Here is a 23,874-nt window from a genome sequence, read left to right as displayed (position 1 = left end):
GATCTCAAGGCGTCACGCTGTACCGGTTGTTGAGCCTTCGGGCTAAACACATACCTTTTTTCTAAATCCCCGTTTTCGAGGAACGGGAACAATTGCATTTTGATCAATTGAGAGAACTGATCCGGGTACACGATCCGATTAAGAGGAACCTTCCACGTCCTACGCCCGCTCCTGACCTCCATCGCTTTCGTCCCGGATATCTTGAAAAACAGCGGATGAGCATCCGTGTTTTCCGAGCTGAGCGTGATTGATGGCTTAACATCATCCCATGAATCCCCGAACACCTCTTCACCGATATCATCAAACTTGTGCTCGGGAATACTAACGGCACGAAAGTCACCTGGTTCAGCTTCCGCGATTGTCGATTGAGTTGCCTCAGTCATTTTATCGAGAAGATCTTCCAAGTCAAATATCGTTACTGAATCGGGGAAATCAGTAGTGAATGCATCACCCACAGTCTCGTCAAGTGCTGAGGTGAATCCGAGACTGACCTGAAGACCGTACCAGTGATCGGCCCAGTCTTGGACACTATCTATTTCGTCCTTCTCTGGTCGATCGAACGACCGGAAGATTACCTCCTTCAGCATGAAATCCTCTCGGATTTCCTCTCTTGCTCCGATGTTCGCTTTCAGACACCGCTCTGAGCAAACCCAATATTCGGAATGGGGGAGCAGAAAATTCGCAAAGAAATCTTTCCACGATCCGTGAACGGGGGTCAGTTCAATTGGAATACAAAACCTCTCTTGGACTTGGTTCAGGACCGTTATTAGCTCAGTAGCTTCGTTGAGAAATGCTTCGACTCTCTCGTGGAGTTCTTCCTGCACGTGGGCGTTTCGCGGATCGAAGCGGTCATTAAATCGGTCTGAATTCTCGTATACTGATATTATTACTGGGAGAGAATGGAAAAATTTCGCCACCGATAGCCGATTGTCGGTGATCATACCAGCAGCTCCCTTATTGAGCTCGAATGTGAGTGTGCCAATTACCCGGAACATGCTGTATTCCTCTAAGAGGGGAAGTAAGTCATCGTGATTGAGGTACTGGCGTTGAATGTTAGAGGCTTGCTGTTTGATCCAGTCTAAGTCAGCGACAGGGAGTCGGAGGCACGTCGGGCAGTAGAGGATGTCTTTTTTGTCGTGGTAGACAAGTGTTTGTTCACAGTCGGGGCATGGCATTTGCTTGAGTTCTATATGTGGCCTCTTGCTTATGATATTAATCCATTCAGGGAGCCTACCTAATCTACAGATACGCCGACTAGAGCATATAGTGGAAGGGACGCGCTATGTATCTTGCAGATTGTTGAGAACCATTGTATGACATGCTCTAAGAGCGACTAAGTTAACCAACAAAACTTTGGATTGGAGGCACATGTTGGTTAATACAAGGAGCGATAATGTCCTACGAACCACCAACCCCACCGGCTGACCTCGCTACGGAGTTCGTCAACAGTCTCAACGAGTCCTCCCCAGACCGGCTTCAGGACATTGCCCGCTACGCCGAAGCGTTGGCCGAACACAAGGAACGCGAAGCTCGTCTCGAGGAAGAGTCTAATGAGGACGACATCGAGGCCCGGCCAGATGATCTTCCGGACGACGTTCCGGCAAAGGCTACGATGTCGTATCCAGACTAATCGTTTCGGGGCGTGCACTCACCAATCCCGAGTTCGTCGACGACGCCTCTCGGCTCAACGTCATGCTCGACGAGGCGATCGGCGGCCAGCTGCCAAGCTCTTCGTGAGAGATCGGAATCGACTTCCTCGTAGTGGACAGAAAGCTCGGTCAATGCAAGTGCGGACAGGAGGTCGTCTCTACGTTGGTCACTGGATATCGCCGATGTTGGGTGCGGCTTCGCGTAAAAACGTCAGCACTCGCGGTACGTAGAAACCGATAGCAAGTCAGGGAGCCCCCTGACTCCCTGGTGCAGCGGTAATCGGTCTGCGAGGGTGATGTCTCGTCCGGTCCCGTTGGTGGCAACGACAGATCGCACTCCCTCGCAAGTAGCACGTTCGCTCACGCCACCATATTCCTTTTGGCAGACCTAAAAGAGCCACCGGAGCGTGCCAAATGAATGGCATCAGTCTGCACTGGCCGTCGCGTCGGTGTCGATATCGTCGTCAGCCAGCGGGTAGTCGATATTGAACTCGATTCGTTCGTATGGAACGGATGGTTTTGAAGGCATACCTGTCCCACCGTCGTCCATCTCAACGATCTCCAGCCCGCTAAGTCGCTGCAGATCGCGCGACACGTCCCCAACGTCTCGGTCGACAAGTTCGGCAGTCTCACGAACACTATCGGGGTCGTGTTTCGCGATCGCCCGGACGAGCTCGAGCCGAGTGGCGGATAGGTGAGTTGTCATCACATCGTACGACGGGAAGGAGATGACACGGCGATCACCCCACGCCTCTGGTTCTTGATCGGGGTCGTCGATCGCTTGTGCAACATCTAACGCTTCGCTGCGAACATCGTCAAGGGGTTTGATCGTGATTTCGAGTGTAGTCATGGTCAGTCGTTGGTATATGGACGAGGTGGTTCGACGTCGTCGGCAGTCCAATACTGGTCGGCTTCACTCCAGAATTCGACGAGTAGTGCTTCGATTCCAGGGAAGTCGACGTCTTTGGTGTGTCCCGTAGCGACGTGTTTTTCGTGGCCAATCGTCTTCGAGTGGCTGTTGTCGTATCGGAGAAGTTCGAGGCCATCGACGGTCCCGAGGTGCATCCGGTATTTGTATCCAGACGGGAACGTTTCGACATCCGACGTCGCATAGATGACGATGACCTCACGGAGCATCGTCCCGACGAAATCTTGGTTGTAGAGTGTGGTGACCTCGCCCATCTCTACCTGTTGGTATGGTCCCCAAGGGTATAGCCCTTGGGATGAAACCCAAGGGTAGTGCTAAATCGTCGCCTTGTTCGTAGTTGGTGATTGGAATGACTCCTAGCAGAATCGTTTTCTCTGTGATTTATACAAAGCAAGGAGAATACCTGCGGCTTTAGCCGCAGGATGAATTAATTACCGTGGTCGCAATGTTCGCAGTGTACATCCTCGGTACTCAGACTACTGGTCGGTGTATTTCCCGAGGAGATCGCCTTCGTCCTCGTCGAAATCATCCGGAGTGTACGTCGTCGGGCCCGACTCATCGTCGCCGAGATTGAGAATCGAATAGAGGGCTTCGACGAGATCATACGTAGTTCCAGGTGAAAGGTCTGTGAGGCTCGCGATCTGCCGGATTGTGACATCCCCCTTATTGTGTGCTTTCACGAGATCGTATGCGAGTGCGAACGTGACGATGCCGTGCTCTTCGAGAACCCGCTCAATCGCTGGATACTGGTCCTTCTGTCCGATCACTTCGATAAGTTCGGGTGTAATCGAGACTTCCGTCTCCCGGACCGTCACTGTCAACTCGAACTCTTCAGCGGTGTACACGGTGGTCCCGCCATCGTCACCGACCTTGCTGATCAGGCCTGCCTGCTCCAGCTTACGGAGATAGTCGTATACAGTCTTCTTCGAGACGGCTGTTGATTCGACGAGTTCAGGCCCCGTGGCAGTCGCTGACCGCCGAATCGATGTATAGAGGCTAGCAAGGGATGGGTTCTCGAGTAATTCTGCGAACGTAGGGATTCCGGTGATCATCCCCGGAGTGCCACCCGCGTTTCGCACGTGTTCCGTATCGTAGCTCATCTTGTGTAGAGTTACGAAACTAGAAACCATAAACGTTTGCTACGGATATGAGACGCTATGACATCCTCCGTGCCGGCTCTGTTGAAATCCTTAGTGAGTTACAGGTTCAGCCGGTAGTTTGAGCAGATGCAGTCCCTCCCAAAGTCCCGGTTGCTCCGATTTGTCGAGGAAGCATTTCAGTTAGCCCAACGTGCTGTAGCTCGTTCCTCCTCGAAGTTCTCGAACCAACGCTACACACTCCATCAGCACATCGTTCTCCTGTGTCTCAAAGTTCGAAAGGACACAACGTATCGAACACTCCTCGATGAACTCATCGAAATGCCCCGTATTCGGAACGCGATCACTCTCACTGAACTGCCTGCCCCATCAACACTGTGCAAAGCGTTCGATAGACTCGATATGGCTGTCTGGCGAGTGCTGCTCAATCTCTTTGTTTCACTGCTTCCGACCAACGGCGTTGGGGGGATTGATGCTTCGGGATTCGACCGCAGTCACGCCTCGATTTTCATCGAAGTGAATATCGTCACGAGCCGAACTGTTCGTTCAAGGAGTATCTGATGGGGCTTGTCCCCCACCCGGCTTAACCAACATTCACAACCTCTTCTGTATCATGTTGGTTAAGAATTCTCCCATTCGCTGATCTCGACATCTGTCATTGGTGGACGTCGAGACCGGAGGGTGTCATTGGTGGAGCAGATCATTTCGATACTACTTACGCCTCAAACTGTTTACGGCTTGCTACCGAGCAAACCGTTAAGATGCTCGAGAGAATACTCGTAGGTATGAGCGAAAACGACCGTGACGACCGTGGGTACTTCCAGGCCGAGCATGACGACCAGAAGTATCTTGCAGCCGTCGCTAACCGGGAGCCGGCTGGTACGTCGGAGATTGCTGAAGAGGTTGGTGTTACACGGCAGAACGCCGACAAGCGACTCCGCCGGCTCGAGGACCAGGGAAAAGTTAGCTGCAAGAAGATTGGGACATCGCTCGTCTGGAGTCTAGAAGAGGATACACACGTTGTCCAGCGTGTTGATCCCGACGATGCCTTCTGGGAGACGGAGACCTACGCCGGCGAGGAAATGAGTGCTGAGGATATCGACGATGTCCTCTACAGCTAGAAGTCTGAAATGGTAACTACACCAGAGCCATTATTCATCGATACTGCTGCCTTCTTCGCCAGATTCAACGAGCGGGCTGCAGAGCATGAGCGTTCAACTGCTGTCTTCGATGGGATCCGTTCGGGCGATCTCCAATTTGATCCGTTGTTTACAGGCGGTATAGGAGAATGCCCCGGGGCTTGACCCCGGGGTTGAATCCGACAGGCAGCGAAACAAACCATTAAGTAAACATATCGCTAATCTAGAGACAGCGATGGAGTACAGTCACCGCTACCCCGCCTACCCGACACAACAGGTAGCGGAGCGACTGGACTATCACATCGACGTTCATCGCCAAGCATACAACTACACCCTGTACGAATACACTCACGTTGACGCCGACGACATCGGCTCCGCGTACAAACACCACTACCGACTCCCCGGTTGGAAAGATGAGTTCCCTGTCTTCACAGAGGTCAACTCGAAGGCTCTGCAACGAACCGTCACACGGTTCTACGACAACCTCTCGAACCTCAAAGACCAGAAAGAGAACGGTCGGAAGGTCGGAAAGCTCAAGTGGAAGTCTCCGAGGGAGTTTCAGAGCATGACGTTTTCGCAGTCTGGCTTCGAACTCAAAAACACGAGTGGCCGACACGCGACACTCTGGCTCTCCAAAATCGGTGACATCAAACTCCGCTACCACCGCGAAATCCCTGACGAAGCGGACATCAAAGAAGTCACAGTCAGGAAAGAGACTACCGGCGACTGGTTCGTCTCCTTCGGCCTCGAAACCGACGATGATAGCCTACCCGAGAAACCCGACGTAGACTCACTGGATGCGAGCAACAGCGTTGGGATTGACCTCGGTATCCTCAACTACATCCACACCTCGGACGGCAAGACTGTGGATTGGCTCGACCTCGAAGACGAGTACGAGCGTCTTCGCCGCGAACAACGCAAACTCTCGCGGAAGGAACAGGACTCGAACAACTACGAGAAACAACGCAAGCAGGTCGCCAAAGTCAAGCGACACATTCGTCGGAAGGTGCTGGACTACCAGCACAAACTCACGACGTGGCTCGTCCGCGAGTACGACGCTGTATTCGTCGAGGACTTGAACGTGAAGGGGATGCTCGAACAGTCGCACAACGCCCGTAACAAGCAGGATGCGGCGTGGCGACAGTTCATCACACTCCTCGACTACAAGGCAGAGTTGTACGGTTGTCACGTTGTGCAGGTCGAAGCGCGAGGCACCACCAAAGAATGTGCGTCGTGTGGTGTGGAGACAGCGAAGCCCATCTGGGTACGGGAACACTCCTGTCCGTCGTGCGGATTCGAGACGGACAGGGACACGAACGCGGCGATGAACGTCCTGCAACGCGGCTTTTCTGAACTAGGGCTGGGATGGCCCGAAGATACGCCCGTGGAGACTGCGCTCCCTACGGACACACCTGACTTTCAGCGTGTGTCTGCAAAGCGCGTCGTGGAAACGGGAAGCCTCGGGGCTTGACCCCGAGGCGATTCACGAGTCGCTGCGTCCTCTCTGAACTCGCGACACTCATGCTTCGGAAAGTCGGTCACCGAGCGGCAGTGAACGCACTTGACACCATTCGAAAAGCCAGCACCTTCAACGTTCTTCCAGTTGGTGGGAGTGCGTTTGATCGAAGCTGTGAACGGTTTGCCGAGTACGATGATCAGCAGATTTCGTTTGTTGATCACTCGAGTGCAGTCCTCGCTGTTGATCGTGGTATCGATCACGTATTCACGTTCGACCGGAGTGATTTCCGCACTCTTGGTTTCACCGTTGTTCCGGATGATATCGGTGGTGTCTGATCCAACCCTTAACCAACATTTGCGACGTCACGACCCGTAGTGTTGGTTAAGATGGAGTCGCCACCGAAGCCAGAACCACCAGACGACATTCCGCAATACATCGTTGATGCACCCGATCGACAAGGTGATCAGTCACTAGCAGTGGATTCAAATTTGTAGGCTCGATTTCACGCCCTTTGAAGTCGTACACTGGCTACCTGAAATATGGCAGCCGAATTCAGAACGGCTGCTAGGGCAATTCATTTCGAATGTGGAGTCCTCATTTCGAAGATACCCCTTTCATTTCGAACAAGGTGTCTTGGCTAGTGAGCACAGCGACTCAACCTCATCCTCCCCGTCAGAATGGGAACTGAGAGTTCCCATGGGAAGCCACAGTTCCCAAAGTGGTGTGTAGATTTTGCACTGTGGTGGTTAGTTTATAGAAAGTCTCACTTTAGGCCAAATTCTGGGAGCTTGTATAGAACGATCAGTATGGGAAAGAGATCAGACAGATGTAGCTGAACTATCCGGTCTGTAGACGTGTTATTGACTGCTGGGGCATGGGCCAATCAGCGTATCTCTTCGAAATTGAGAGCTATTGTATGACACACTGCAAAGAAGTGGTTGTCCGAGTATTGTAAGCGGGGGGAGGGGTATCAGAGTGTATCGGTTGACATGTTTTGGAAGGAATACTGTCAAACGGGATGGTTATTACGAGTGTTATAGATTAGTTGGCCCTGTTGAAATCCTCTTCTTTAGAGAATTGGTCACGTGAATCTACTGAACACTACACGTGCGTACCGACCATGTCGTTCAGCCCAAAATAATCTGCAAAATAAGAATATCGGTCATTCTGCAGACTTGTATACTGAGTATTACTTCCTTGACCCAGGGAAGCATCCGTCGTAATTTACATAGAGCGTTTGGAACTGCTTGAGCCTAAGAGTGAACTCAGTTGAGACTCCAGTATCAACCGAAGACAGATTCTATGGATTTCAACAAAGTCAATGAGTAGTTGTTTTGATTATCCCTGTCTCACTCGTAGTCCGTTTCCAATGGCCAGTAGTTCAGATCCTTCATGCGCGACTACAGCAACGGCGATACCGAGCAATCCAAGTAATGCACCGGGAATGAGCACGGCCAACACGAGTAACGAGAACACGATGTTCTGCCGGCTGATCTGCTGTGCTCGCTGCCCGAGCGACAACGCGTATGACACCTTCGTAATGTCGTCCGCCATTAAGGCAATGTCTGCTGCCTCAATCGCAGCATCTGTTCCTGCGGTCCCCATAGCAATCCCGACCGTGGCTTGGGCCAGTGCCGGAGCGTCGTTAATCCCGTCGCCCGCCATCCCGACCGCCTCGTACTTCGTCGTGAGGTCTTTGACCGCCTCGACCTTCTCTTCCGGTTTCAGATCCGCTCGGACATCGTCAATCCCGAGTTCAGACGCGATTGCCTGCGCTGTTTCCTCGTTGTCACCTGTGAGCATGAGGACTTCAACTCCTCTTTCGTGAAGGTCGCTGATGACTTCCTTTGCTTCCGGCCGTGGTTCATCGCGGAGGGCGATTATACCCATGACTCGGTCTCGTGTTCCGACAAGCACGACGGTCTTCCCCTCGTTTCGTAGCGTTTCGGCGTCGGAAATCCCTTCTACGTCAACCTCGAATCGGTCGAACAACCCAGGTTTTCCCACGTAGACCGTTTCCTCCATGAGTTGAGCTTGCGCACCGTACCCAGTGATCGAACTGAATTCGGACACCTCGGTCTGTTCGAGTCCGCGCTCAGCCGCAGCGTCCATGATCGCCTCGGCAAGGTGATGTTCGGAGTACTGTTCAACACTCGCTGCTTGTCTGATCACGTCGTCTTCGGTTCCTTCGAGTGCAACGACATCTGTTACCACCGGTTCACCTCGCGTAAGGGTCCCCGTTTTGTCGAATGCGATGGCTTCAATTTTCCCGAGGTTTTCGAGGTGAATCCCGCCTTTGACGAGTACGCCTTCGCGGCCTGCTCGCCCAATGCCGGATGCGATTGCGATCGGCATAGACATCACTAGAGCGCACGGTGCCGCGGCGACGAGCAGTACGATCGCGCGTCTCGTCCAGTAGTCCGGCAGGCCAATTACGAACGGTGAGACCATGAGTCCAAGAGCCACTAGGAGAACAATCGGGGAGTAGACACTACCAAACTTCTCGATGAACAACTGCGACTTCCCTTTTTCTTCTTGCGCCTCTTCGACGAGATGGATCATCTTCGAGAGCGTGTTGTCCTCGAAGGTGGTGGTCGCTTCAATATCAAGGGCACCTTCTTGGTTGACGGTGCCAGCAAACACCTGATCGCCTTCTTGCTTATCGACGGCTGTGGATTCGCCGGTGACCGCTGCCTGATTAACCGCGGAACGGCCATCGATAACACGACCATCTGTAGGGATGGATTCGCCGGGCTTGACGCGGAACATGTCACCGATGTCGAGTTCTCGTGCTGGGATCATCTCTGTGTTCCCGCCCGTGGTGAGACGCGCTTCTTCGGGCGCAAGATCGAGCAGACTTCGGATCGAAGCACGCGTTCGGGCGAACGTGTATTCTTCGACGCCTTCCGCAGCACCGTAGAGGATGGCGAGGAACGCTGCTTCCTCCCATAACCCCAGGGCTACCGCACCGCCGGTGGCGGCTAACATCAGAATCTCAATATCGATCTCGTACTCTCCAACCAACTCTTCGAATCCTTCTTGAGCCCAGTGGAAGCCGCCGAGTACCATCGCTACGGCATACAGGCTATTTTCGGCCAACGGTGGGAGGTAGTTGAAGAGACTGAGTCCGAATGTGAGAATAGCGATGACAGCTGCGATGAGCGCATTTCGAATTGGCGGGAAGCGGTACCACGGCCCGCTCCACTGCGCGTGGCTTTCCTCCGGATCGTCCGAATCTCTCATGTCAGGAGAGAAGTGGACTGACAGAATAAGGATTGGTTTGGAATACTCTAAAACTGGTTAGAGTATACCAATCACGAGGTCGGCACCGAGTCCGTTACCGGATCGTGATCCGTGAACTGCTTGATGATTTCTGCCTCAGCCCGTCGCACGCGGTACGTAAGCGTTGACCGCGGCACATCCAGTTTCTCAGCAAGTTCACCAAGATCGATCCCCCGAGGCGTTTCGTAATACCCATGTTCAGCAGCAGCAGTCAGCGCCTCGCGTTGTTCACGGGTTAACGTTCCCTCCTCAGCCGTGAACGTGGCAGTAGTGGATGATGAGAGCCCCGTAAGACGGACGATTTCCACATCGACATCGGATGAGAGTTCCGCGTGTAATGCATCGAAGAACCCGTGGATGTTGGCGTCCTCTGGATGAATGACTCGCCAAGTGTGTCTATGCTGTACGTGCTGTGTTTCAAAGAGGAGCCCGTCACCAAGGTGTTCAAGTGCGAGATGTGGGATTGAGACACAAACCGGTGTTCGTTGCCAGTATGTGTAAAGGACGAGCGTGTCGTCTGTCTGATCGAGAATCTGTGTCTCGGACTCAGCCCCACATGGTTCAGTTGCGAGACAGTCTGCGTAATAATCGGCCGTGAGAAACGCGTCTTTGATTGCTGAGAGGGCATCCGGTGACCCAGTTGTATGGTCAACGCGCCAGAGGCTGTCTACTGTGGCGTGAAGAGAAAGCGACCGAACCCGAGCGTCAGGAAAGTCAGCCAGCGTATCCGCGAGCGTGTTCTGCCCTGGGTCGTAATCGAGGGCAAAGACGAGTTCTCTCATGCTCCGTCGTAGGGTTCCCATCGATAAAATACGCCGGACTTCTACCCGGTATGGGCCGTCCGTTGTCTTTGAGTTGAGGTGTGAATGCGTGCAGGAGCGTTAAATCGCGTCGTCTGGTTTGTGGGTTTCGGCCATTCGAGTGGCTTCAGCAGCGTACCGCTCTCGTTCGGCTTCATCATCAACAGTGCCCAAATTACCTGGGTCAACATCCAGTGCTGCGGTCGTATCGCGTACGTCAGTGAAGCTCGTGAGTGCACGTTCTTTCCTGAAATATTGTTCTCCGTCCGGAGTAGCGTAGACGAGAATGATCAGATTTTGTTCGTCGTCAGAGTACGTCCGTTCGACCAACCAGACACGTACATTGTCGTCTTCCATACCCTGCTTTAGTGGGATGGAGTGAAAGGAGTTCAGTTGTTTTATTCCAACCGGGGAGATTAAAAGACGGAGTCAGACTGGTTTGTGGATCCCGAGATCTACTGCTCGTCGTGATAAGTCCTCATCCTGTACTGAGCAATTTGACCCGACACTAGCTTAACGCAATCCATGCTGAATACGTGCCCTGTACTTACCGATTCGCGTAATCAATCAACGGACTCCTCTTCGAGAGTAATAGAATCATCGAGAACTTCAAATTCAGTTGATCCACAATCACAGCAAGGTCGTCCGATTGGTCAAATTGTTCCATCAGTCCAGACGGTAACAGCGTAGGCGGAACTGCAAGAGCGACATCTGGCAATTCGCCGTTTGCGCTCTCCATCGGGCATTGGCTCCTACTTCACCAAACGTCACTATAGTATTGTGTGGACATATAGATGAAATTCTCTGAAAGAGGTTGTCTTCCACCTATCCTGAAGTGCTACGATTCCTCTGGATCAGCCTTCGACCCATGCCACATTCGCGCCCTGTACTGACCGATTCAGCGGATAGCGTAGTAAGGTCTCCTACGAACTCCGATGTTGTATCGGGGAGTCCGCCAAATGACGACTTGACTAATAGCCGGCTGCTCAACCGTGGGTATTTCTACGAAGTCGAGACTGAGCTCCGACTCACGACACCCAGCGAACAGTGTTCGAACTAACCGTCGCTATTAAAGCGTGTCAAACGAGTTGATCACATCACTCGTCGAGTACGTATCGACTAGGTCCTGTTTGTCAAAGTCAGAATCGTCGCTCCAGAGGGCCCCCTCGCTGGCGATCGCGCAAGCGAGGTACAAGACGTCATCGGGGTCAGTGTCTCCGATTGCTGCGTCTGCCCTCTCGATAGCCGGATAGAAGTCGTCGGCAGGGACAACTTCGATGTACTGGAACAGGAGGTCGATAAACTGTTCCACTCGATCTGGTTCCATTCCGGATTTCTCCACGATCAGATCTTCGTAGTTCTCAACTTCGTCGTGGACAAACGCAGGCGTCAAGAGATCTGGTTCGAGTGTAACGATGAGCTCCCGCGTCTTCGAATCAGCGATGAGCGCAGAGATGACGACGTTGGCGTCAATGACCAGCTTCATTCGTCGATTCTACGCCGATTCTTCTTCGACGCGCTTGCGTCCACGTTCGTTGATCTTATCGGCAATTTCCTGAACATCGCGCTCAGTGAGGTCGCTCTCACTGGTGAGTTCGTCCATCATTTCGAGCGCCTCAATCTTCTCCTGGATGGCCTGTCGCGTGACTTCACTCCAGTTGATCTCCGGGTGCCGTTCCATTCGCTCTTTGAGGTTGTCGTCCACGTTGACCGTGATGCTGGGCATACAGGAATCTATGTGGATACAGAATACTGTGTCTTTCGGTGCATCCCAACGTTGTGTCGTGAACCGCCTCGGGGTCAAGCCCCGAGGCACTCGCCTTGCTTTCTCTGTAGAGATTGTTGAGTGCCGACTTGTCCTATAAGTCGGAAGCGAACGGCTAATTCTCCCCCTGAATTGGGCCGATCCCGGCAGCAGCCCACACCTATTTGTGCAACCTTGTTTTAGGAATCTACATGCGGCTGGAAGCGACAGCGAAAGAAGACGAATTCAAAGTCTGGATGACCGACCGTGAACTCGAAGAGTTGCGGCGAGCAGCGGCGAGTCATCGCGACGATCTCATCATCCAACTTGGCGGGTATGTCGGCCTTCGTGCATTCGAGATCCCGCAAATCTTCCCGAAGCATGTGAAGCGGACCGACGACGGAGACCATTATCGGCTACGTGTACCCCGGGGGAAAGACACCGCAAACGGCACTGGAAAGCCTCGAGACCCCTACCTCCCGAAAGACGTCGAAGGGGACATCCACCGGTACCAGAACGCGGAGGACATTGGGCGGAACGAGCCGTTGATCGATCTCACTGAACGGGGAGTGCGGGCAGCTGTGAAGCGCACAGCTAAGCGCGCAGCCGAAGAAACCGGCGACGATGATTTCACGCACGTTTCCTCACACGATCTCCGTCGACGATTTGCACAGCGACTCCTCGTCGACGAGCAGGTGAATCCGCGGGTCGTGATGCAGGTCGGCGGCTGGGACTCGTTCCAAGCAATCGAACCGTACCTGAATGCACCTACCCCTGAGGTCGTCAATGAGGCTTTTGAGGAGGCAGACCTAGCATGAGCGATGAAACTCCCGACGTTGATCCCGAGAACCCACGACCAGACGGACACTACCCGAGATTCCGCAACAACGAGTGGCACTACGTCCCAGATGAACTCGCGCAGACGATCTCCCTCGGACCGGCCGGCGATGGCGAGGAAGGCCAGGACTGGGTGCTGACGTACACTCCCGAGCGGCGGAACGAGGACGACCGCGAGAAGGTACTCGTCCGGCTGACGTCCCGGACACTGCACGAGCTCTGGGTCGAGGTGAAGGACCTCGACGTCGAGACGCGGCAGATGGGCCACCGCGCGGAGTGTGACCTCTGCGGGGAGATGGTCGATCTGGATCGAGCGATACCGAACGCTCGGGGAGAGGCGTGTCACAAGCGCTGCTGGGCAGAGTACACGGGTGCCCCCGACTGGTTTTCGGACTACGTGTGACTCTTTGGCTCTAGCAATAGTTGATAATACGGTTTCTTATTCAGAGTTGACCGCGAAACTCGCGGTCAGTATAGGTCATCTAATGGACGAAACACTATTAGAGGAACAGGACAATTATGAGATATGATTAGCAAGGAAACACAAATTGTGGCTGTTTTTGTGATACTTGGGATTGCCCTCTCGTATGCCTCAACGACCGTTACAGAAAGTACAGTCGTTCAGATAGCTGTTCTTATTGGGGTGGGGGTAATCGCACCAACGCTCATCAACGAGTGGCGAACAAATTCCACCACTTAGAGAGAAAGCGTTCAGTGCGCACGTGTAGTTACCGTTCAGTACAAGTGAGGTAGTATCAGCCGGTTCGTCATCTAGACGACTGGTTCGATAGCGACATGGTTGTGCTTGAGCCGCGGAGCTTTTGCACGACCTTCTTCGACATACTCGATGACATCGATACTGGCGAGTTTCTGGAGATCCCGGCTCACGACACCTTTGTCGTAACCCAGCTCGTCAGCGAGCGCGCGAACCGAGTGAGGATTGTGTTCCTTCAGGTAGTCGAGGATCTCTAAGCGCCGGTCGTGGAAGACATCCTCAGCTCGTTCACGAGCGAGTACGAGTGTGTCGGGGAAGCCGTGCTGCGTCAGTGCCTCCGAGAAAGAACTCCGGAACTCTAGTCGAGAATCTACTTCGGCCTCCCCGGGTTCGAACTCGTTCGGATCAGGGATCGAGGAGTGGCGGTCTTCAAATTCAGGCATTATTCTATCCTCCTGACCGTTGTTAGGATTGCAACGATTAAAAAGGCTTCGTTCATTCATCAACCGTACGTATCGAGCGAGGATCAGTGAAGCATAGCATTATACCGAAAACTTTAAGTGTCTGGAAAATAAACATAGTAATGAGGGCAGTATTTGTCTCACACTCCACAGCAATCCGACTATAACGGCCAGCAGCGCAGGCCTGCGCCACGATACTGTCACTTCAAGATAAGCGCGCGTCGGCGGTAGTGTACTGGACAGAGAACCCCGAAGAGAATCTAAGCCGATATATGATGTCTAATCGAACTCTTGCGAACGAACTGGTGAATACAGATGTATAGTTTCGAGTCAATCGACCTTGATATATACCGTGGCGACGACTACTTTCTAATGGGCTTCGTCGAGCCCGAACCATCCGAGGGGGAAGACTACGACCCGGACGAAGATGCGAAGAACTACGGTGTCACGCTGGTACGAGAGGGGACGCACCCGCTTGAGGAGAACATCGAGATTGTTCGTATGGACACCGCTCACGGACAACCGCATATGGATTTGGTCTACCTTCCACCCGACACCAACGAAGAGCGGAAGGTATGGCTGGACGACGGGTACACGTACAAGCGGATGAAACAGTATCTACTGGCGAACTGGGAGACGTTCGCTGACCGGTACATCCAACACAACGAGTAAGGGGAGACAGTGCTTCCTATGCGACCGGGCCGAATGTGACCGGCCACGAGAAGAGGAAGTCGTCTGGGAGTACCAGGCACTCGAACATCGCGTCGACGCTCTTCCACCCTCCGAGCACCCGCACGACTGGCGGGGATTCCATTGACGTGACGCCGGGTAGCTCGGGGAGGATGCTGTCACTGACCGTCAAGTACGCCAGCTCAGACAGGAACTTGATTTTCTAAAGGAAGTCGCGGGCGTGGAGTGACAGCTAATTGTATGTACAAGGAATTCAAACAACGCGCTGAGGAGGACGACCGACTCGAACAAGCGGACACTGCGGGTGTCTGGAGATACGACCATGCCTGAATGTCAAAACTGTGGATCGCACGTTACGGCGCGGTTCGAGCGTGTTTTCGGCGATAACGACGGCGACGTACACGGATGTCGAGAGTGTATGAAGACAACAGAAATAGTAAACGGTGAAGCAACTCGAGGAGCATGACTGAGGAAACGCCTAGCGGTTCCACCGGTGTTCACGCTGAGGATGAACGGATCCGTGACGCCGATTCCGCAACGGTTCGTGATTTTCTCGACGAGGTGGGTGTCGATCCTACCGATCTCGAGAGTATAGGGTTCAAGCCTAGAAGAGAGGTGTCCAGAACACCCACTACGCGGATGCCGGTGATTCGGACGCTCCATCGATCGACTTGGATAGTTCGACCTCAATCTTAATCGTGTCGTAGGGAATGTGGGGCTGCTTCGCACTTCCCTCCTCACGGAAGTGGATGATTCGGTATTCGCTCAGAATCTGAAGGTCATCGTGGACCTGGCGGACATCCCGATCGAGGCGGTCGGCAAGGGCGCGAATACTCTCGGCTGGCTCGTCCATCAGACTCCGTACTAGCTCGAGGCGACGTGGCGTGAGGACACGCTGAAGTCGGCTGGCGTCCTGGAAGTTGACGACGTGTGGAACCGCTTCGCCCTGCTCCCAGCGCTCAGCGCGGTCCAGCACACTCTCCTTGTGCTCCTCGAATGGCGTCGACGTGATGCGGAGTGTCGAGGGATACTCGGCGTCTGCTGGTGGCTCGTGCGAATGGTCAGGCGAATTTTTGCTCATGGATGGTTTCGACCTCCTCGAGGAATTTCTCGATATGTGATCGAAGGCCCTCGAATTCGATACCTTCGACCTCACCGAAGTGGTGGCGGTGGTGTCGCCCAACGTCGTGGGCGTCGTTCGCGTTGTCGTACCCGGAGGATCTCCTCGTCGGCTGGACCGAGGTACTGAAAGCTATACTTCAGTCCTTCCGGGAACTCGTCGCTGTTGGGGACATCCCAGGCAAGTGCTTCCTAGCGATCACCAGTTGGAATTCGTCGTCGTCCTCGAAGATTTTCGTTGCTGCCATCAGGGCACCTGTGTTGTCCATGTAGAACAACACGTGCATAATAGATCGTTGTTGTGGTGGGAGAACAACAGCAGAATTCACCAAGGTCGGAGACAGACGAAATTAGTTTAGAAGATCTTCGATTGGACTTGAATCGGACAGAGATGGACACCAACGCGAAAATCACAAAAAGAGTCTAAATCAGAGATATGGGTCGTTTTACGAAGGTTTAGAGCGGAAACGAGGGGGGTAAAACCCTTTTGAGGGTGAGAACCACGTTCTAGCTTCTTCGGTCGGTGACAGAACCCCCTTCCATAATGGTCATCGCCTCGGAGAAGTGTGCTGGTTCGATCTTCGCTGACGTAATCTCAGACTCAATTTGAGTATCTGGAGCACTGGTGGCAACTTCCCGAAAAGTGACCATCGCTGCTTCTCTACATACCGATTCGATTTCTGCGCCGGACCACCCTTCTGTCTGCTCAACCAGTGTTCCGAGGTTAACCTCTTCCGAGGTCGGTTTATCACGAGTGTGTACTTTGAAAATCTTCTCTCGTGCTTGCCGATCGGGCAGTGAGACGTTGATTTGGTAGTCAAACCGCCCTGGCCGCAATACCGCCTCATCAAGTAATTCGAGGCGGTTTGTCGCCCCGATCACAATCACGTTCTCGAGAGTATCGACCCCGTCCATCTCTGAGAGGTACTGAGAGACCATTCGATCGGATACTTCGCCTGCATTCCCACTACCCTGCCCGCGTTCAGTCAGAAACGCATCAATTTCGTCGAAGAACAGTACACACGGTGCATTTGCCCGTGCTTGCTCGAAGATTTCTTTGACGTTTCCTTCAGATTCACCAACCCACTTGCTCATCAGTTCGGGGCCATTGACAGCCAGAAAGTTACTGTCGATTTCGTTGGCTACTGCTTTTGCGAGCAACGTTTTCCCAGTTCCTGGCGGACCGTGTAATAGTATGCCGGATGGGGGTTCGACATCTAGTGTTCGGTAGGCTTCTCCAAATTTAAGTGGCCATTGAGCAACTTCCTGCAGTTGAGCCTTTGTTTCAGCTAACCCACCGATATCGTCCCACCCAACAGCTGGTACTTCGACAGTATGCTCGCGCATTGACGATGGTTCAACTGCTGTCAACCCCTGGTCGAAATCCTGCACTGTGACGTGAATCGTTTCGAGGACTGATGGTGGAACGTGATCATCGTGTGACTCGATTTCTGGTTTCACTCGATCGAGAGCATGGAGCCCTGCTTCAGTGACAAGCGATTCTAAATCCGCACCGACGAATCCGTGGGTGCGTCCCGCGTAATCCTCGAGGTCAACACCTGAATCCAGCGGCATTCCTTGCGTGTGAATCTCGAGGATATCCCGTCGCTCGTCTTCATCCGGGACTCCGATTTCAATCTCGCGATCGAAGCGACCGCCGCGTCGAAGTGCCTGATCGAGACTATCGATTCGGTTCGTCGCGGCAATCACGATCACGTCATCGTCGGCGTCGAACCCGTCCATGAGCGTGAGCAACTGTGCGACCAGTTGAGTATCACTTTGCTGAGTATCTCCATCCCCACGTTTCGGTGCGATGGCATCGATTTCATCAATAAAAATGATTGCCGGGGCGTTTTCACGTGCACGCTCGAACGTATCTCGGAGCGCTTCTTGGGCAACACCTCGATACTGGGAGATGATTTCGGGAGCATCAAGCGCGATAAACTCAATATCGAGCGTTTCGGCGACGGCTTCCGCAAGTAACGTCTTCCCTGTTCCAGGTGGTCCGTGCAGAAGCACGCCAGTCGGGTGATCAATGTTCAACCGGTCGAACAGCTCCGGGTGTTCGAACGGAAGCTCGACCATCTCACGAAGTAGCTCGATCTCCCGGGAGAGGCCACCGACGTCATCGTATGCAGAACCGCTACGCTCGCTGTGTCGGGCCGGGCTCCAGATATATACATCCTGCTCGAACGTGATCTCGGTTTCGTCAGTGATGACTGCCTGATCGCTTGGCCCTAGTTCCGTTGGTCGAACGGGAAGATGTTGGTCGATATTGATGTCCTCAAGCTCGAGTTCGATCATCGTCGGATGCCCGTTCACGACAGGACGGTTCCGAAGTCGGGATCGAACCAACGACTCGATATCCTGTGAGTGGCCCTGGAAGTAGAGACTGTCGGGGATCCGAACCGTAGCGTGTGTCGCCTCGGGCAGTGCTGCTGGGTCGATGTGTACACGGTCGCCAGGTGCGACGTCCAGTTGGCCACGGTGGTAGGTATCAAGTGCAACTCCCGGTGCTTCCTCGTGTGGGACGTCGGCTGCGCTTACTCTCGCTAGCACAGATCGATTATCATCAGTTGTTACGAGGACGCAATCGTTCTGGGAAAGATACATCGACGCCAGCGACGCTTCCGAGAGTGCAACTCCCCCCTTTGCTTCAGCGCCCGGTGAGAGCGGTTTTACGAGACATTCCATAGTGTGTTCACAACAGCTTCTGATTTGTCAGAAAACCTCCTACTGCTAAACAGTACTTGCCAAGTGAGAATTAGACCACCTGACTATGGCGTTAGCCGGGGTGAATTCTACCCCAGAGAACTCGTCTGAAAGCGAGCGATTTCTTTTCTATACCCACTTCCGTCTCTTAAACCATCAATACAGCACCAGACACATGATGGCGCATCAGAATTCTTTTCTTGGTGTTATCATAGGGTCTTCACAATGAGTAATCGGACTTGCGACTATACAGCGAAGAAATCAGTGCCAGAAACGTGGCACGGTGACGATCCCAACGACTTCTTCCTTGACACAGATCGAGAATTTGGCGGCTTGGAGATCGACGAATGGCACTGCCCACACCCATCGCTGGACGGCGAGGATTGCTGTGTCTTCCACACTGATCCAGCGGATCTTCCCGAGGAGGTCGACGAGAGCGAGGCAATTCGAGAGGCGCTCGAACATGCCGGCGAAAAACCGAACGAGGATCGGCCGGAGCACCGGGGCCAGTTCGTCGGCGCCACGTTTGGCGCCGTCGATCTCTCTGGAGTAACGATCGCGGCCACTGACGAGTACGACATCAGGTTCGATTACGCAGTGTTCCACGGTAAGGGTGAAACTATCGATTTCGAGGACGTGGCGTTTGTTACAGAAGGTGATAAACCAGTATCGTGTCATCAAGCCACATTCGAGACCGATGGGGATGGTGACGTGAGGTTCTGGGGTGCCACGTTTCAGACCGACGGCGACGGTGACGTGTGGTTCAACGACACGATGTTTCGGACCGACGGCGACGGTGACGTGTGGTTCAACGACACGATGTTTCGGACCGACGGCGACGGTGACGTGTGGTTCAACGACACGATGTTTCGGACCGACGGCGACGGTGACGTGTGGTTCAACGACACGATGTTTCGGACCGACGGCGACGGTGACGTGTGGTTCAACGACACGATGTTTCGGACCGACGGCGACGGTGACGTGTGGTTCAACGACACGATGTTTCGGACCGACGGCGACGGTATCGTATGGTTCAAGGGTGCGACGTTTCGGACTAGCGGCGACGGTGACGTGGGGTTCGGGGGTGCGACGTTTCGGACTGACGGCGACGGTGACGTGGGGTTCGGAGGTGCGACGTTTCGGACCGACGGCGACGGTGACGTGGAGTTCGGAGGTGCGACGTTTCGGACCAACGGTGACGGTGTCATGAGGTTTGGGGATGCAACATTTTGGACTGACGGCGACGGTGATGTGGGGTTCGAAGGTGCGACGTTTCGGACCAACGGTGACGGTGTCATGAGGTTCTGGGGTGCGACGTTTCGGACCAACGGTGACGGTGACGTGTGGTTCAACGACACGATGTTTCGGACCGACAGCGGTGGTGACGTGTGGTTCAACGACACGATGTTTCGGACCGACGGCGGTGGTGGTGTAGGTTTCAGGGGTGCGACGTTTCGGACCGACGGCGACGGTGACGTGTGGTTCAGGGGTGCCACGTTTCGGACCGACGGCGACGGTGACGTGTGGTTCAGGGGTGCCACGTTTCGGACCGACGGCGACGGTGACGTGTGGTTCAGGGGTGCCACGTTTCGGACCGACGGCGACGGTGACGTGTGGTTCAGGGGTGCCACGTTTCGGACCGACGGCGACGGTGACGTGTGGTTCAGGGGTGCCACGTTTCGGACCGACGGCGACGGTGACGTGTGGTTCAGGGGTGCCACGTTTCGGACCGACGGCGACGGTGATGTGGGGTTCAACGACACGACGTTTCGGACCGACGACGACGGTGAAGTGGGGTTCGGGGGTGCGACGTTTCGGACCGACAGCGGTGGTGTGCGGTTCAGGGGTGCAAGGTTTCAGACCGACAGCGGTGGTGACGTGTGGTTCAGGGATGCGACGTTTCGGACTGTCGGTGACGGTGACGTGTGGTTCAGGGGTGCGACGTTCCGGACCGACAGCGGTAGTGACGTGTGGTTCGGAGGTGCGACGTTTCAGACAGGCGGTGGCGGTGACGTGTGGTTCAAGAGTGCAACGTTTCGGACTGACGGCGATGGTGTCGTGTGGTTCAAGGGTGCGACGTTTCGGACCGACGGCGACATCGGCAACATTGAGTTCGAAGACGCAGAATTCATAGCTGGGGCACGAATCGATTTCGGTGGTTCGAGTATCGCCCACGACTGTTCGTTTCGGGATACTAAGTTCGAAGACCGGACCCGGTTTATCGACGTATCGATCGAACGAACGGCGACGCTGTCGCTCAGTGGTAGCGAGTTTCACGACGAGTGTGTGTTCGGGGCGAGCAACGGTGGCTCACAGATCAGTGGCAACCTTGATTTCTCCGACGTAACATTTCACAAACCGCCGGACTTCCGTGGCGGACAGACCGCTATCGACGAGGACGAACTCCTCGAGCCCCCCTCCGAGAAAGGAGACCACTCGTATTTTCCTGCCCATCACGAGGGATTCGAGGTCGTGTTCGCCGATCACGTCACGTTCGAAAACGCAACGCTCCCTGCAGGGACGGATTTTACTCACACCTGGTTTCCGCCGGAACGGGAATCCAGGAGCCCAACTTTTGACCGGACAAACCTGTCGCAGGTGAACTTTGTTGGGGCTGATCTGGCCGGGGTTTCGTTCGAACGAGCGCAACTTAACCGGGCGGAACTGCTGGACGCGAGTCTGGTTGGGGCGAAACTGTACGGCACACTACTCGGCGACGCCCGGGTTAACCGACGGACGACCTTCTGGCCGAGCAAGGCAAGACTGAACACCAACGTCGTGTCCCGTGCGCGGTCGCTACCGATGATATTCGGCCGTGGGGAGCCCCCGGTATCGGGCCGGTTTCGTCGATTCAAGACGCTGTGGCGCGGTGGAACACTGCCCTACTGTCGGTACGACCCTAGGTATAATCACATCGACAACCGGATCGGCATCGGGACCGACGATGCGGACACCGATCTCGAGAAGGCCGCAGAAGTCTACGAGACTCTCGAAACATTGGCCCGTGACAACAGCCTCCCCGGGCTAGCGAGCGAGTGTTTTATCGGCCGAAAGGACGTCCACCTGCGTCAATACTGGGGAAAGGACGAAAAACGCGGTCGTCAGTGGTTGATGACGGCTCGGTCACTCGTACCAACTGTGGTTGCCCGATATGGGGAGAGTCCCTGGCGGGTACTCGGGACCGGAGCTGGCATCGTTCTGGTATGGGGTGTCATGTACTGGTTGTTCGATCTCATTGAACACGTCGGCGAACACAGTGGGGACCCTACGCTACTGGAAAGTCTCTATTTCAGCTCACTCACGTTCACGACGCTGGGATACGGTGACTTCAGACCGACCAATACCATCGGGCAGATCCTTGCTGTCCTGGAAACTTCCTTTGGAGTGATACTGTTAGCAATCCTTGTCTTCGTGTTCGGTCGCCGAGCGACGCGATAAGAGCCTCAGGAAAATATCTTCAGTCGTTGTCGGTGCGCATGAGTTCAATGAGATAGTGACCACCGACGATCACTCGAGGGACACACCTACCGGTAATCACCCCTTAGACACCCGTTCTCGTGCTGTGAATTAGTTCTCCGAGAGAATCACCAGGCCTCTCTCGTGGCGTTTTCTCACTCCCGGATCCCGGCATCTGAGGGGTGTACAAGACGTCGCACAGTGTACCCGAGGCCGTTCTTGCGTTCGGTCTGTTTGCGAACGGCTACTCGATGCTCCGAGAGATCGAGTGTAGGCAAGCGAGACTTCGCCTCGCTCGAGCGGATCTGCCTGCTCAGGTAATCGAAAGTACTGCTGGCCGTCGTCTTTCGTGATCCGCTCGAGGCGACCATCGGGAACGTCGACGGCGTGTTCGTCGACGTTTTCTTCGCGGAGGTGTGCGCCTTTCTCGAGTTCGCGTGACTGTAACTCGCTGATACGGTCTTTGTTCGCGCTCGCCTTGTTCAGCGCTGCCTCAGCCACTTTTTCGCGGCGAGTAGACTCATTGTCGAGATCGGCGACACGCGCTTCCAGCGTGGCCGTTCGTTCTTCGAGCCGATCCCGGTCCTGTTCTAGTTGTTCAATGCGGTCGTCTTTCTGTTCGAGTTTGGCTTCCAGTTCATCGATGCGGTCGGTGAGGGACTCGAGTGTGTCTGCAAACTGTGCTCTCGTCGTGTCTGTCTTTGACATGGATTCTAGGTGACTTCGTATGGGCGGGTGAACAAGCGTTACAGCGACGCGAACAGAACAGGAGATGGTTGGCCTCGGGACTACGGTGATGTCGCTGTGAGGGCCGCTGTGTATCTCACAAGAGTGTGGAGAGGATGCCCCGAAGAGGCCCCCGTGATTCCCTTAATGAGCCAGCACCTGTTCCTGTGCGTATCGGGAGGACTTCGTAGCGCTAGCCACCCCCCGAACCGTCGGAGTGATCGGTATCGTCCAGTGGCCGGTACTCGTGAGATCGTCCATCCGGCCTAAATCCCGGGACGTAGCTGAACTGCTTTCGCGGTTCACCCATGAACAACAGTGGCAACGATCCACGCTCTTCGCGAGCAGTATACTGGGTCTCGTAGGTCCCATATTCAGCGGTCGGTTCCGCGATGTTCGGTGTTGGCAACGACCCGCGATGGAGATCATCGAGAGTGAGGATACGGACCTCCCAGTGGCGTGCGAGACGGCGTGCGTCCGCGGTTAATTCACTCGTGTGACACAGCACAGGCATCGCTCGACAGGTAAAGGCCATCAGACAGAGCCGATAGATGACTTCCGTGTCAATCCGGGTTGTTTCCCAGTCTTTGCACTGGGCAAGGAGCCAGTCAGTGGGTTTGCCTTCCTTTTCGCCTCGGACGGCGACGACGTCGACTTCCTGGCTGAAGACGTAGACGTTTCGGTCTGTCTCATATCCCCATCGGCCGAGTGCCCGAGCGAGTTGGTACTCGAGCCACTGGCCGTGGCCCTGGCCACGACCCGCTGTGTTCTCTCGAGAGGGTGGCTCTGGGTTACTCATTTGTTTCACCCTCAATTCGGGACGATGTCGCCTGCTGTGTGGCCGTGGCTGTCTCGCCAGACTCGCGTTCGAGGACGGGTCGAAGCCTCTCGAGTTGCTGGGTAGCCTGACCGAGATGGAAGCGCGCGCGTCTGCGCTGGTGGGCTGTGAGGTCTTCATCAACGCTGACCGCGCGAGTGACCTCCGTGCATCGTCCTTGGAGCGTTGAGATCGGTTCGCCATAGTGCCCCCAGTCGGTGGTCAGTCCGGCGTCGTACGCCC

25 protein-coding genes and 2 pseudogenes are annotated in these 23,874 nt (G+C 54.6%); 10 read left to right on the top strand and 17 right to left on the bottom strand.

Translation table 11 applies throughout. From position 1 onward, the window contains the following. The coding region (locus tag BBD46_RS06490) for a hypothetical protein (protein WP_139173529.1) at nucleotides 1-941 on the bottom strand (941 nt) is incomplete at its 3' end. 452 nt (nucleotides 942-1,393) lie between these two features. On the opposite strand from BBD46_RS06490, the pseudogene BBD46_RS06485 reads away from it, so the two are divergent. Next, nucleotides 1,394-1,618 (top strand): annotated as a pseudogene (locus BBD46_RS06485) (hypothetical protein); the annotation flags it as partial. Between the two features lie 8 nt (nucleotides 1,619-1,626). Here the strand turns inward: BBD46_RS06485 and BBD46_RS23095 are convergent. The 4 genes from BBD46_RS23095 to BBD46_RS06465 all read right to left on the bottom strand — a co-directional run bounded on the left by BBD46_RS23095 (nucleotide 1,627) and on the right by BBD46_RS06465 (nucleotide 3,677). Further along, a complete protein-coding gene (locus BBD46_RS23095; RefSeq protein ID WP_071400925.1) occupies nucleotides 1,627-1,827 on the bottom strand; it encodes a hypothetical protein in 201 nt (66 codons plus the stop codon). Nucleotides 1,828-2,073: 246 nt separating this feature from the next. Then, on the bottom strand, nucleotides 2,074-2,499 hold the full coding sequence (locus BBD46_RS06475; protein ID WP_071400924.1) for a hypothetical protein: 426 nt from the start codon (nucleotides 2,497-2,499) through the stop codon (nucleotides 2,074-2,076). A 2-nt stretch (nucleotides 2,500-2,501) separates the two neighbouring features. Beyond that, entirely contained in the window at nucleotides 2,502-2,831 is a 330-nt protein-coding gene (locus BBD46_RS06470; protein WP_071400923.1) for a toxin-antitoxin system TumE family protein, read from the bottom strand. Between the two features lie 222 nt (nucleotides 2,832-3,053). After that, the gene (locus BBD46_RS06465) at nucleotides 3,054-3,677 is read right to left on the bottom strand and encodes a winged helix-turn-helix domain-containing protein (RefSeq protein WP_253184515.1); all 624 of its coding nucleotides are present in this window, start codon (nucleotides 3,675-3,677) and stop codon (nucleotides 3,054-3,056) included. A gap of 126 nt (nucleotides 3,678-3,803) precedes the next feature. Between BBD46_RS06465 and BBD46_RS06460 the strand changes: the two are divergent. The 4 genes and pseudogenes from BBD46_RS06460 to BBD46_RS06445 form a co-directional block, all read left to right on the top strand. Then, nucleotides 3,804-4,178, top strand: a pseudogene (locus tag BBD46_RS06460) (IS5/IS1182 family transposase); the annotation flags it as partial. A 281-nt stretch (nucleotides 4,179-4,459) separates the two neighbouring features. Next, nucleotides 4,460-4,795 carry a winged helix-turn-helix domain-containing protein gene (locus tag BBD46_RS06455; RefSeq protein ID WP_071400921.1) on the top strand — a complete coding sequence of 112 codons (336 nt, stop codon included), beginning with the start codon at nucleotides 4,460-4,462 and terminating at the stop codon, nucleotides 4,793-4,795. A 253-nt stretch (nucleotides 4,796-5,048) separates the two neighbouring features. Beyond that, nucleotides 5,049-6,284 (top strand): RNA-guided endonuclease InsQ/TnpB family protein, encoded by a 1,236-nt coding sequence (locus BBD46_RS06450; protein ID WP_071400920.1) that lies wholly within the window; start codon nucleotides 5,049-5,051, stop codon nucleotides 6,282-6,284. Beyond that, nucleotides 6,281-6,607: a type II toxin-antitoxin system VapC family toxin gene (locus BBD46_RS06445; protein WP_256374969.1), complete on the top strand. Its 327-nt coding sequence runs from the start codon at nucleotides 6,281-6,283 to the stop codon at nucleotides 6,605-6,607. The genes BBD46_RS06450 and BBD46_RS06445 overlap by 4 nt, the downstream gene beginning before the upstream one ends. A 1,003-nt stretch (nucleotides 6,608-7,610) precedes the next feature. Here the strand turns inward: BBD46_RS06445 and BBD46_RS06440 are convergent. The 5 genes from BBD46_RS06440 to BBD46_RS06415 all read right to left on the bottom strand — a co-directional run bounded on the left by BBD46_RS06440 (nucleotide 7,611) and on the right by BBD46_RS06415 (nucleotide 12,080). Further along, nucleotides 7,611-9,515, bottom strand: coding sequence for a heavy metal translocating P-type ATPase (locus BBD46_RS06440; protein WP_071400918.1), 1,905 nt, complete (start codon nucleotides 9,513-9,515; stop codon nucleotides 7,611-7,613). 71 nt (nucleotides 9,516-9,586) lie between these two features. Beyond that, the gene (locus tag BBD46_RS06435; RefSeq protein WP_071400917.1) at nucleotides 9,587-10,336 is read right to left on the bottom strand and encodes a helix-turn-helix domain-containing protein; all 750 of its coding nucleotides are present in this window, start codon (nucleotides 10,334-10,336) and stop codon (nucleotides 9,587-9,589) included. 99 nt (nucleotides 10,337-10,435) lie between these two features. Then, a complete protein-coding gene (locus tag BBD46_RS06430) occupies nucleotides 10,436-10,711 on the bottom strand; it encodes a hypothetical protein (protein WP_071400916.1) in 276 nt (91 codons plus the stop codon). A 712-nt stretch (nucleotides 10,712-11,423) separates the two neighbouring features. Beyond that, nucleotides 11,424-11,840, bottom strand: a complete 417-nt coding sequence (locus BBD46_RS06420; RefSeq protein WP_071400914.1) for a PIN domain-containing protein — start codon at nucleotides 11,838-11,840, stop codon at nucleotides 11,424-11,426. A 9-nt stretch (nucleotides 11,841-11,849) separates the two neighbouring features. Next, a complete protein-coding gene (locus tag BBD46_RS06415) occupies nucleotides 11,850-12,080 on the bottom strand; it encodes a hypothetical protein (protein WP_071400913.1) in 231 nt (76 codons plus the stop codon). A 230-nt stretch (nucleotides 12,081-12,310) separates the two neighbouring features. Here BBD46_RS06415 and BBD46_RS06410 point away from each other — a divergent pair, with 230 nt between their 5' ends. Beyond that, nucleotides 12,311-12,916 carry a site-specific integrase gene (locus BBD46_RS06410; RefSeq protein WP_071400912.1) on the top strand — a complete coding sequence of 202 codons (606 nt, stop codon included), beginning with the start codon at nucleotides 12,311-12,313 and terminating at the stop codon, nucleotides 12,914-12,916. Further along, nucleotides 12,913-13,338 carry a hypothetical protein gene (locus tag BBD46_RS06405; protein WP_071400911.1) on the top strand — a complete coding sequence of 142 codons (426 nt, stop codon included), beginning with the start codon at nucleotides 12,913-12,915 and terminating at the stop codon, nucleotides 13,336-13,338. The genes BBD46_RS06410 and BBD46_RS06405 overlap by 4 nt, the downstream gene beginning before the upstream one ends. A 368-nt stretch (nucleotides 13,339-13,706) precedes the next feature. Here the strand turns inward: BBD46_RS06405 and BBD46_RS06400 are convergent, their stop codons facing one another. Further along, entirely contained in the window at nucleotides 13,707-14,093 is a 387-nt protein-coding gene (locus tag BBD46_RS06400; protein ID WP_084777697.1) for a helix-turn-helix domain-containing protein, read from the bottom strand. Nucleotides 14,094-14,483: 390 nt separating this feature from the next. Between BBD46_RS06400 and BBD46_RS06395 the strand changes: the two genes are divergently transcribed. Beyond that, the gene (locus BBD46_RS06395; protein WP_139173527.1) at nucleotides 14,484-14,783 is read left to right on the top strand and encodes a DUF7718 family protein; all 300 of its coding nucleotides are present in this window, start codon (nucleotides 14,484-14,486) and stop codon (nucleotides 14,781-14,783) included. 16 nt (nucleotides 14,784-14,799) lie between these two features. On the opposite strand, the gene BBD46_RS23345 is transcribed toward BBD46_RS06395, so the two are convergent. Next, nucleotides 14,800-14,925 carry a hypothetical protein gene (locus tag BBD46_RS23345; RefSeq protein WP_256374968.1) on the bottom strand — a complete coding sequence of 42 codons (126 nt, stop codon included), beginning with the start codon at nucleotides 14,923-14,925 and terminating at the stop codon, nucleotides 14,800-14,802. 198 nt (nucleotides 14,926-15,123) lie between these two features. Between BBD46_RS23345 and BBD46_RS23635 the strand changes: the two genes are divergently transcribed. After that, entirely contained in the window at nucleotides 15,124-15,267 is a 144-nt protein-coding gene (locus BBD46_RS23635; protein WP_420883932.1) for a DUF7563 family protein, read from the top strand. Nucleotides 15,268-15,432: 165 nt separating this feature from the next. Here the strand turns inward: BBD46_RS23635 and BBD46_RS06390 are convergent, their stop codons facing one another. Together BBD46_RS06390 and BBD46_RS06385 are read right to left on the bottom strand one after the other, a co-directional pair. Then, nucleotides 15,433-15,882 carry a transcriptional regulator gene (locus BBD46_RS06390; protein WP_071400909.1) on the bottom strand — a complete coding sequence of 150 codons (450 nt, stop codon included), beginning with the start codon at nucleotides 15,880-15,882 and terminating at the stop codon, nucleotides 15,433-15,435. Nucleotides 15,883-16,427: 545 nt separating this feature from the next. Further along, nucleotides 16,428-18,224: an AAA family ATPase gene (locus BBD46_RS06385; RefSeq protein ID WP_171908164.1), complete on the bottom strand. Its 1,797-nt coding sequence runs from the start codon at nucleotides 18,222-18,224 to the stop codon at nucleotides 16,428-16,430. A 633-nt stretch (nucleotides 18,225-18,857) separates the two neighbouring features. Between BBD46_RS06385 and BBD46_RS06380 the strand changes: the two genes are divergently transcribed. Next, complete coding sequence (locus BBD46_RS06380) at nucleotides 18,858-22,070, top strand: ion channel (RefSeq protein ID WP_084777695.1); 3,213 nt, start codon at nucleotides 18,858-18,860, stop codon at nucleotides 22,068-22,070. 129 nt (nucleotides 22,071-22,199) lie between these two features. On the opposite strand, the gene BBD46_RS06375 is transcribed toward BBD46_RS06380, so the two are convergent. The 3 genes from BBD46_RS06375 to BBD46_RS22925 form a co-directional block, all read right to left on the bottom strand. Continuing rightward, on the bottom strand, nucleotides 22,200-22,796 hold the full coding sequence (locus tag BBD46_RS06375) for a hypothetical protein (protein ID WP_253184514.1): 597 nt from the start codon (nucleotides 22,794-22,796) through the stop codon (nucleotides 22,200-22,202). Nucleotides 22,797-23,007: 211 nt separating this feature from the next. Further along, nucleotides 23,008-23,613, bottom strand: coding sequence for a restriction endonuclease (locus BBD46_RS06370; RefSeq protein ID WP_071400906.1), 606 nt, complete (start codon nucleotides 23,611-23,613; stop codon nucleotides 23,008-23,010). After that, the coding region (locus BBD46_RS22925; protein WP_216094821.1) for a hypothetical protein at nucleotides 23,606-23,874 on the bottom strand (269 nt) is incomplete at its 5' end. The genes BBD46_RS22925 and BBD46_RS06370, both read right to left, overlap by 8 nt.

The organism is Natrialba sp. SSL1, from assembly GCF_001861355.1.
In the GTDB taxonomy this organism is placed as follows: Archaea; Halobacteriota; Halobacteria; order Halobacteriales; family Natrialbaceae; genus Natrialba.
The sequence above is the reverse complement of the archived record's forward strand: the minus strand, read 5'-3'. Positions and strand labels throughout refer to the sequence as shown.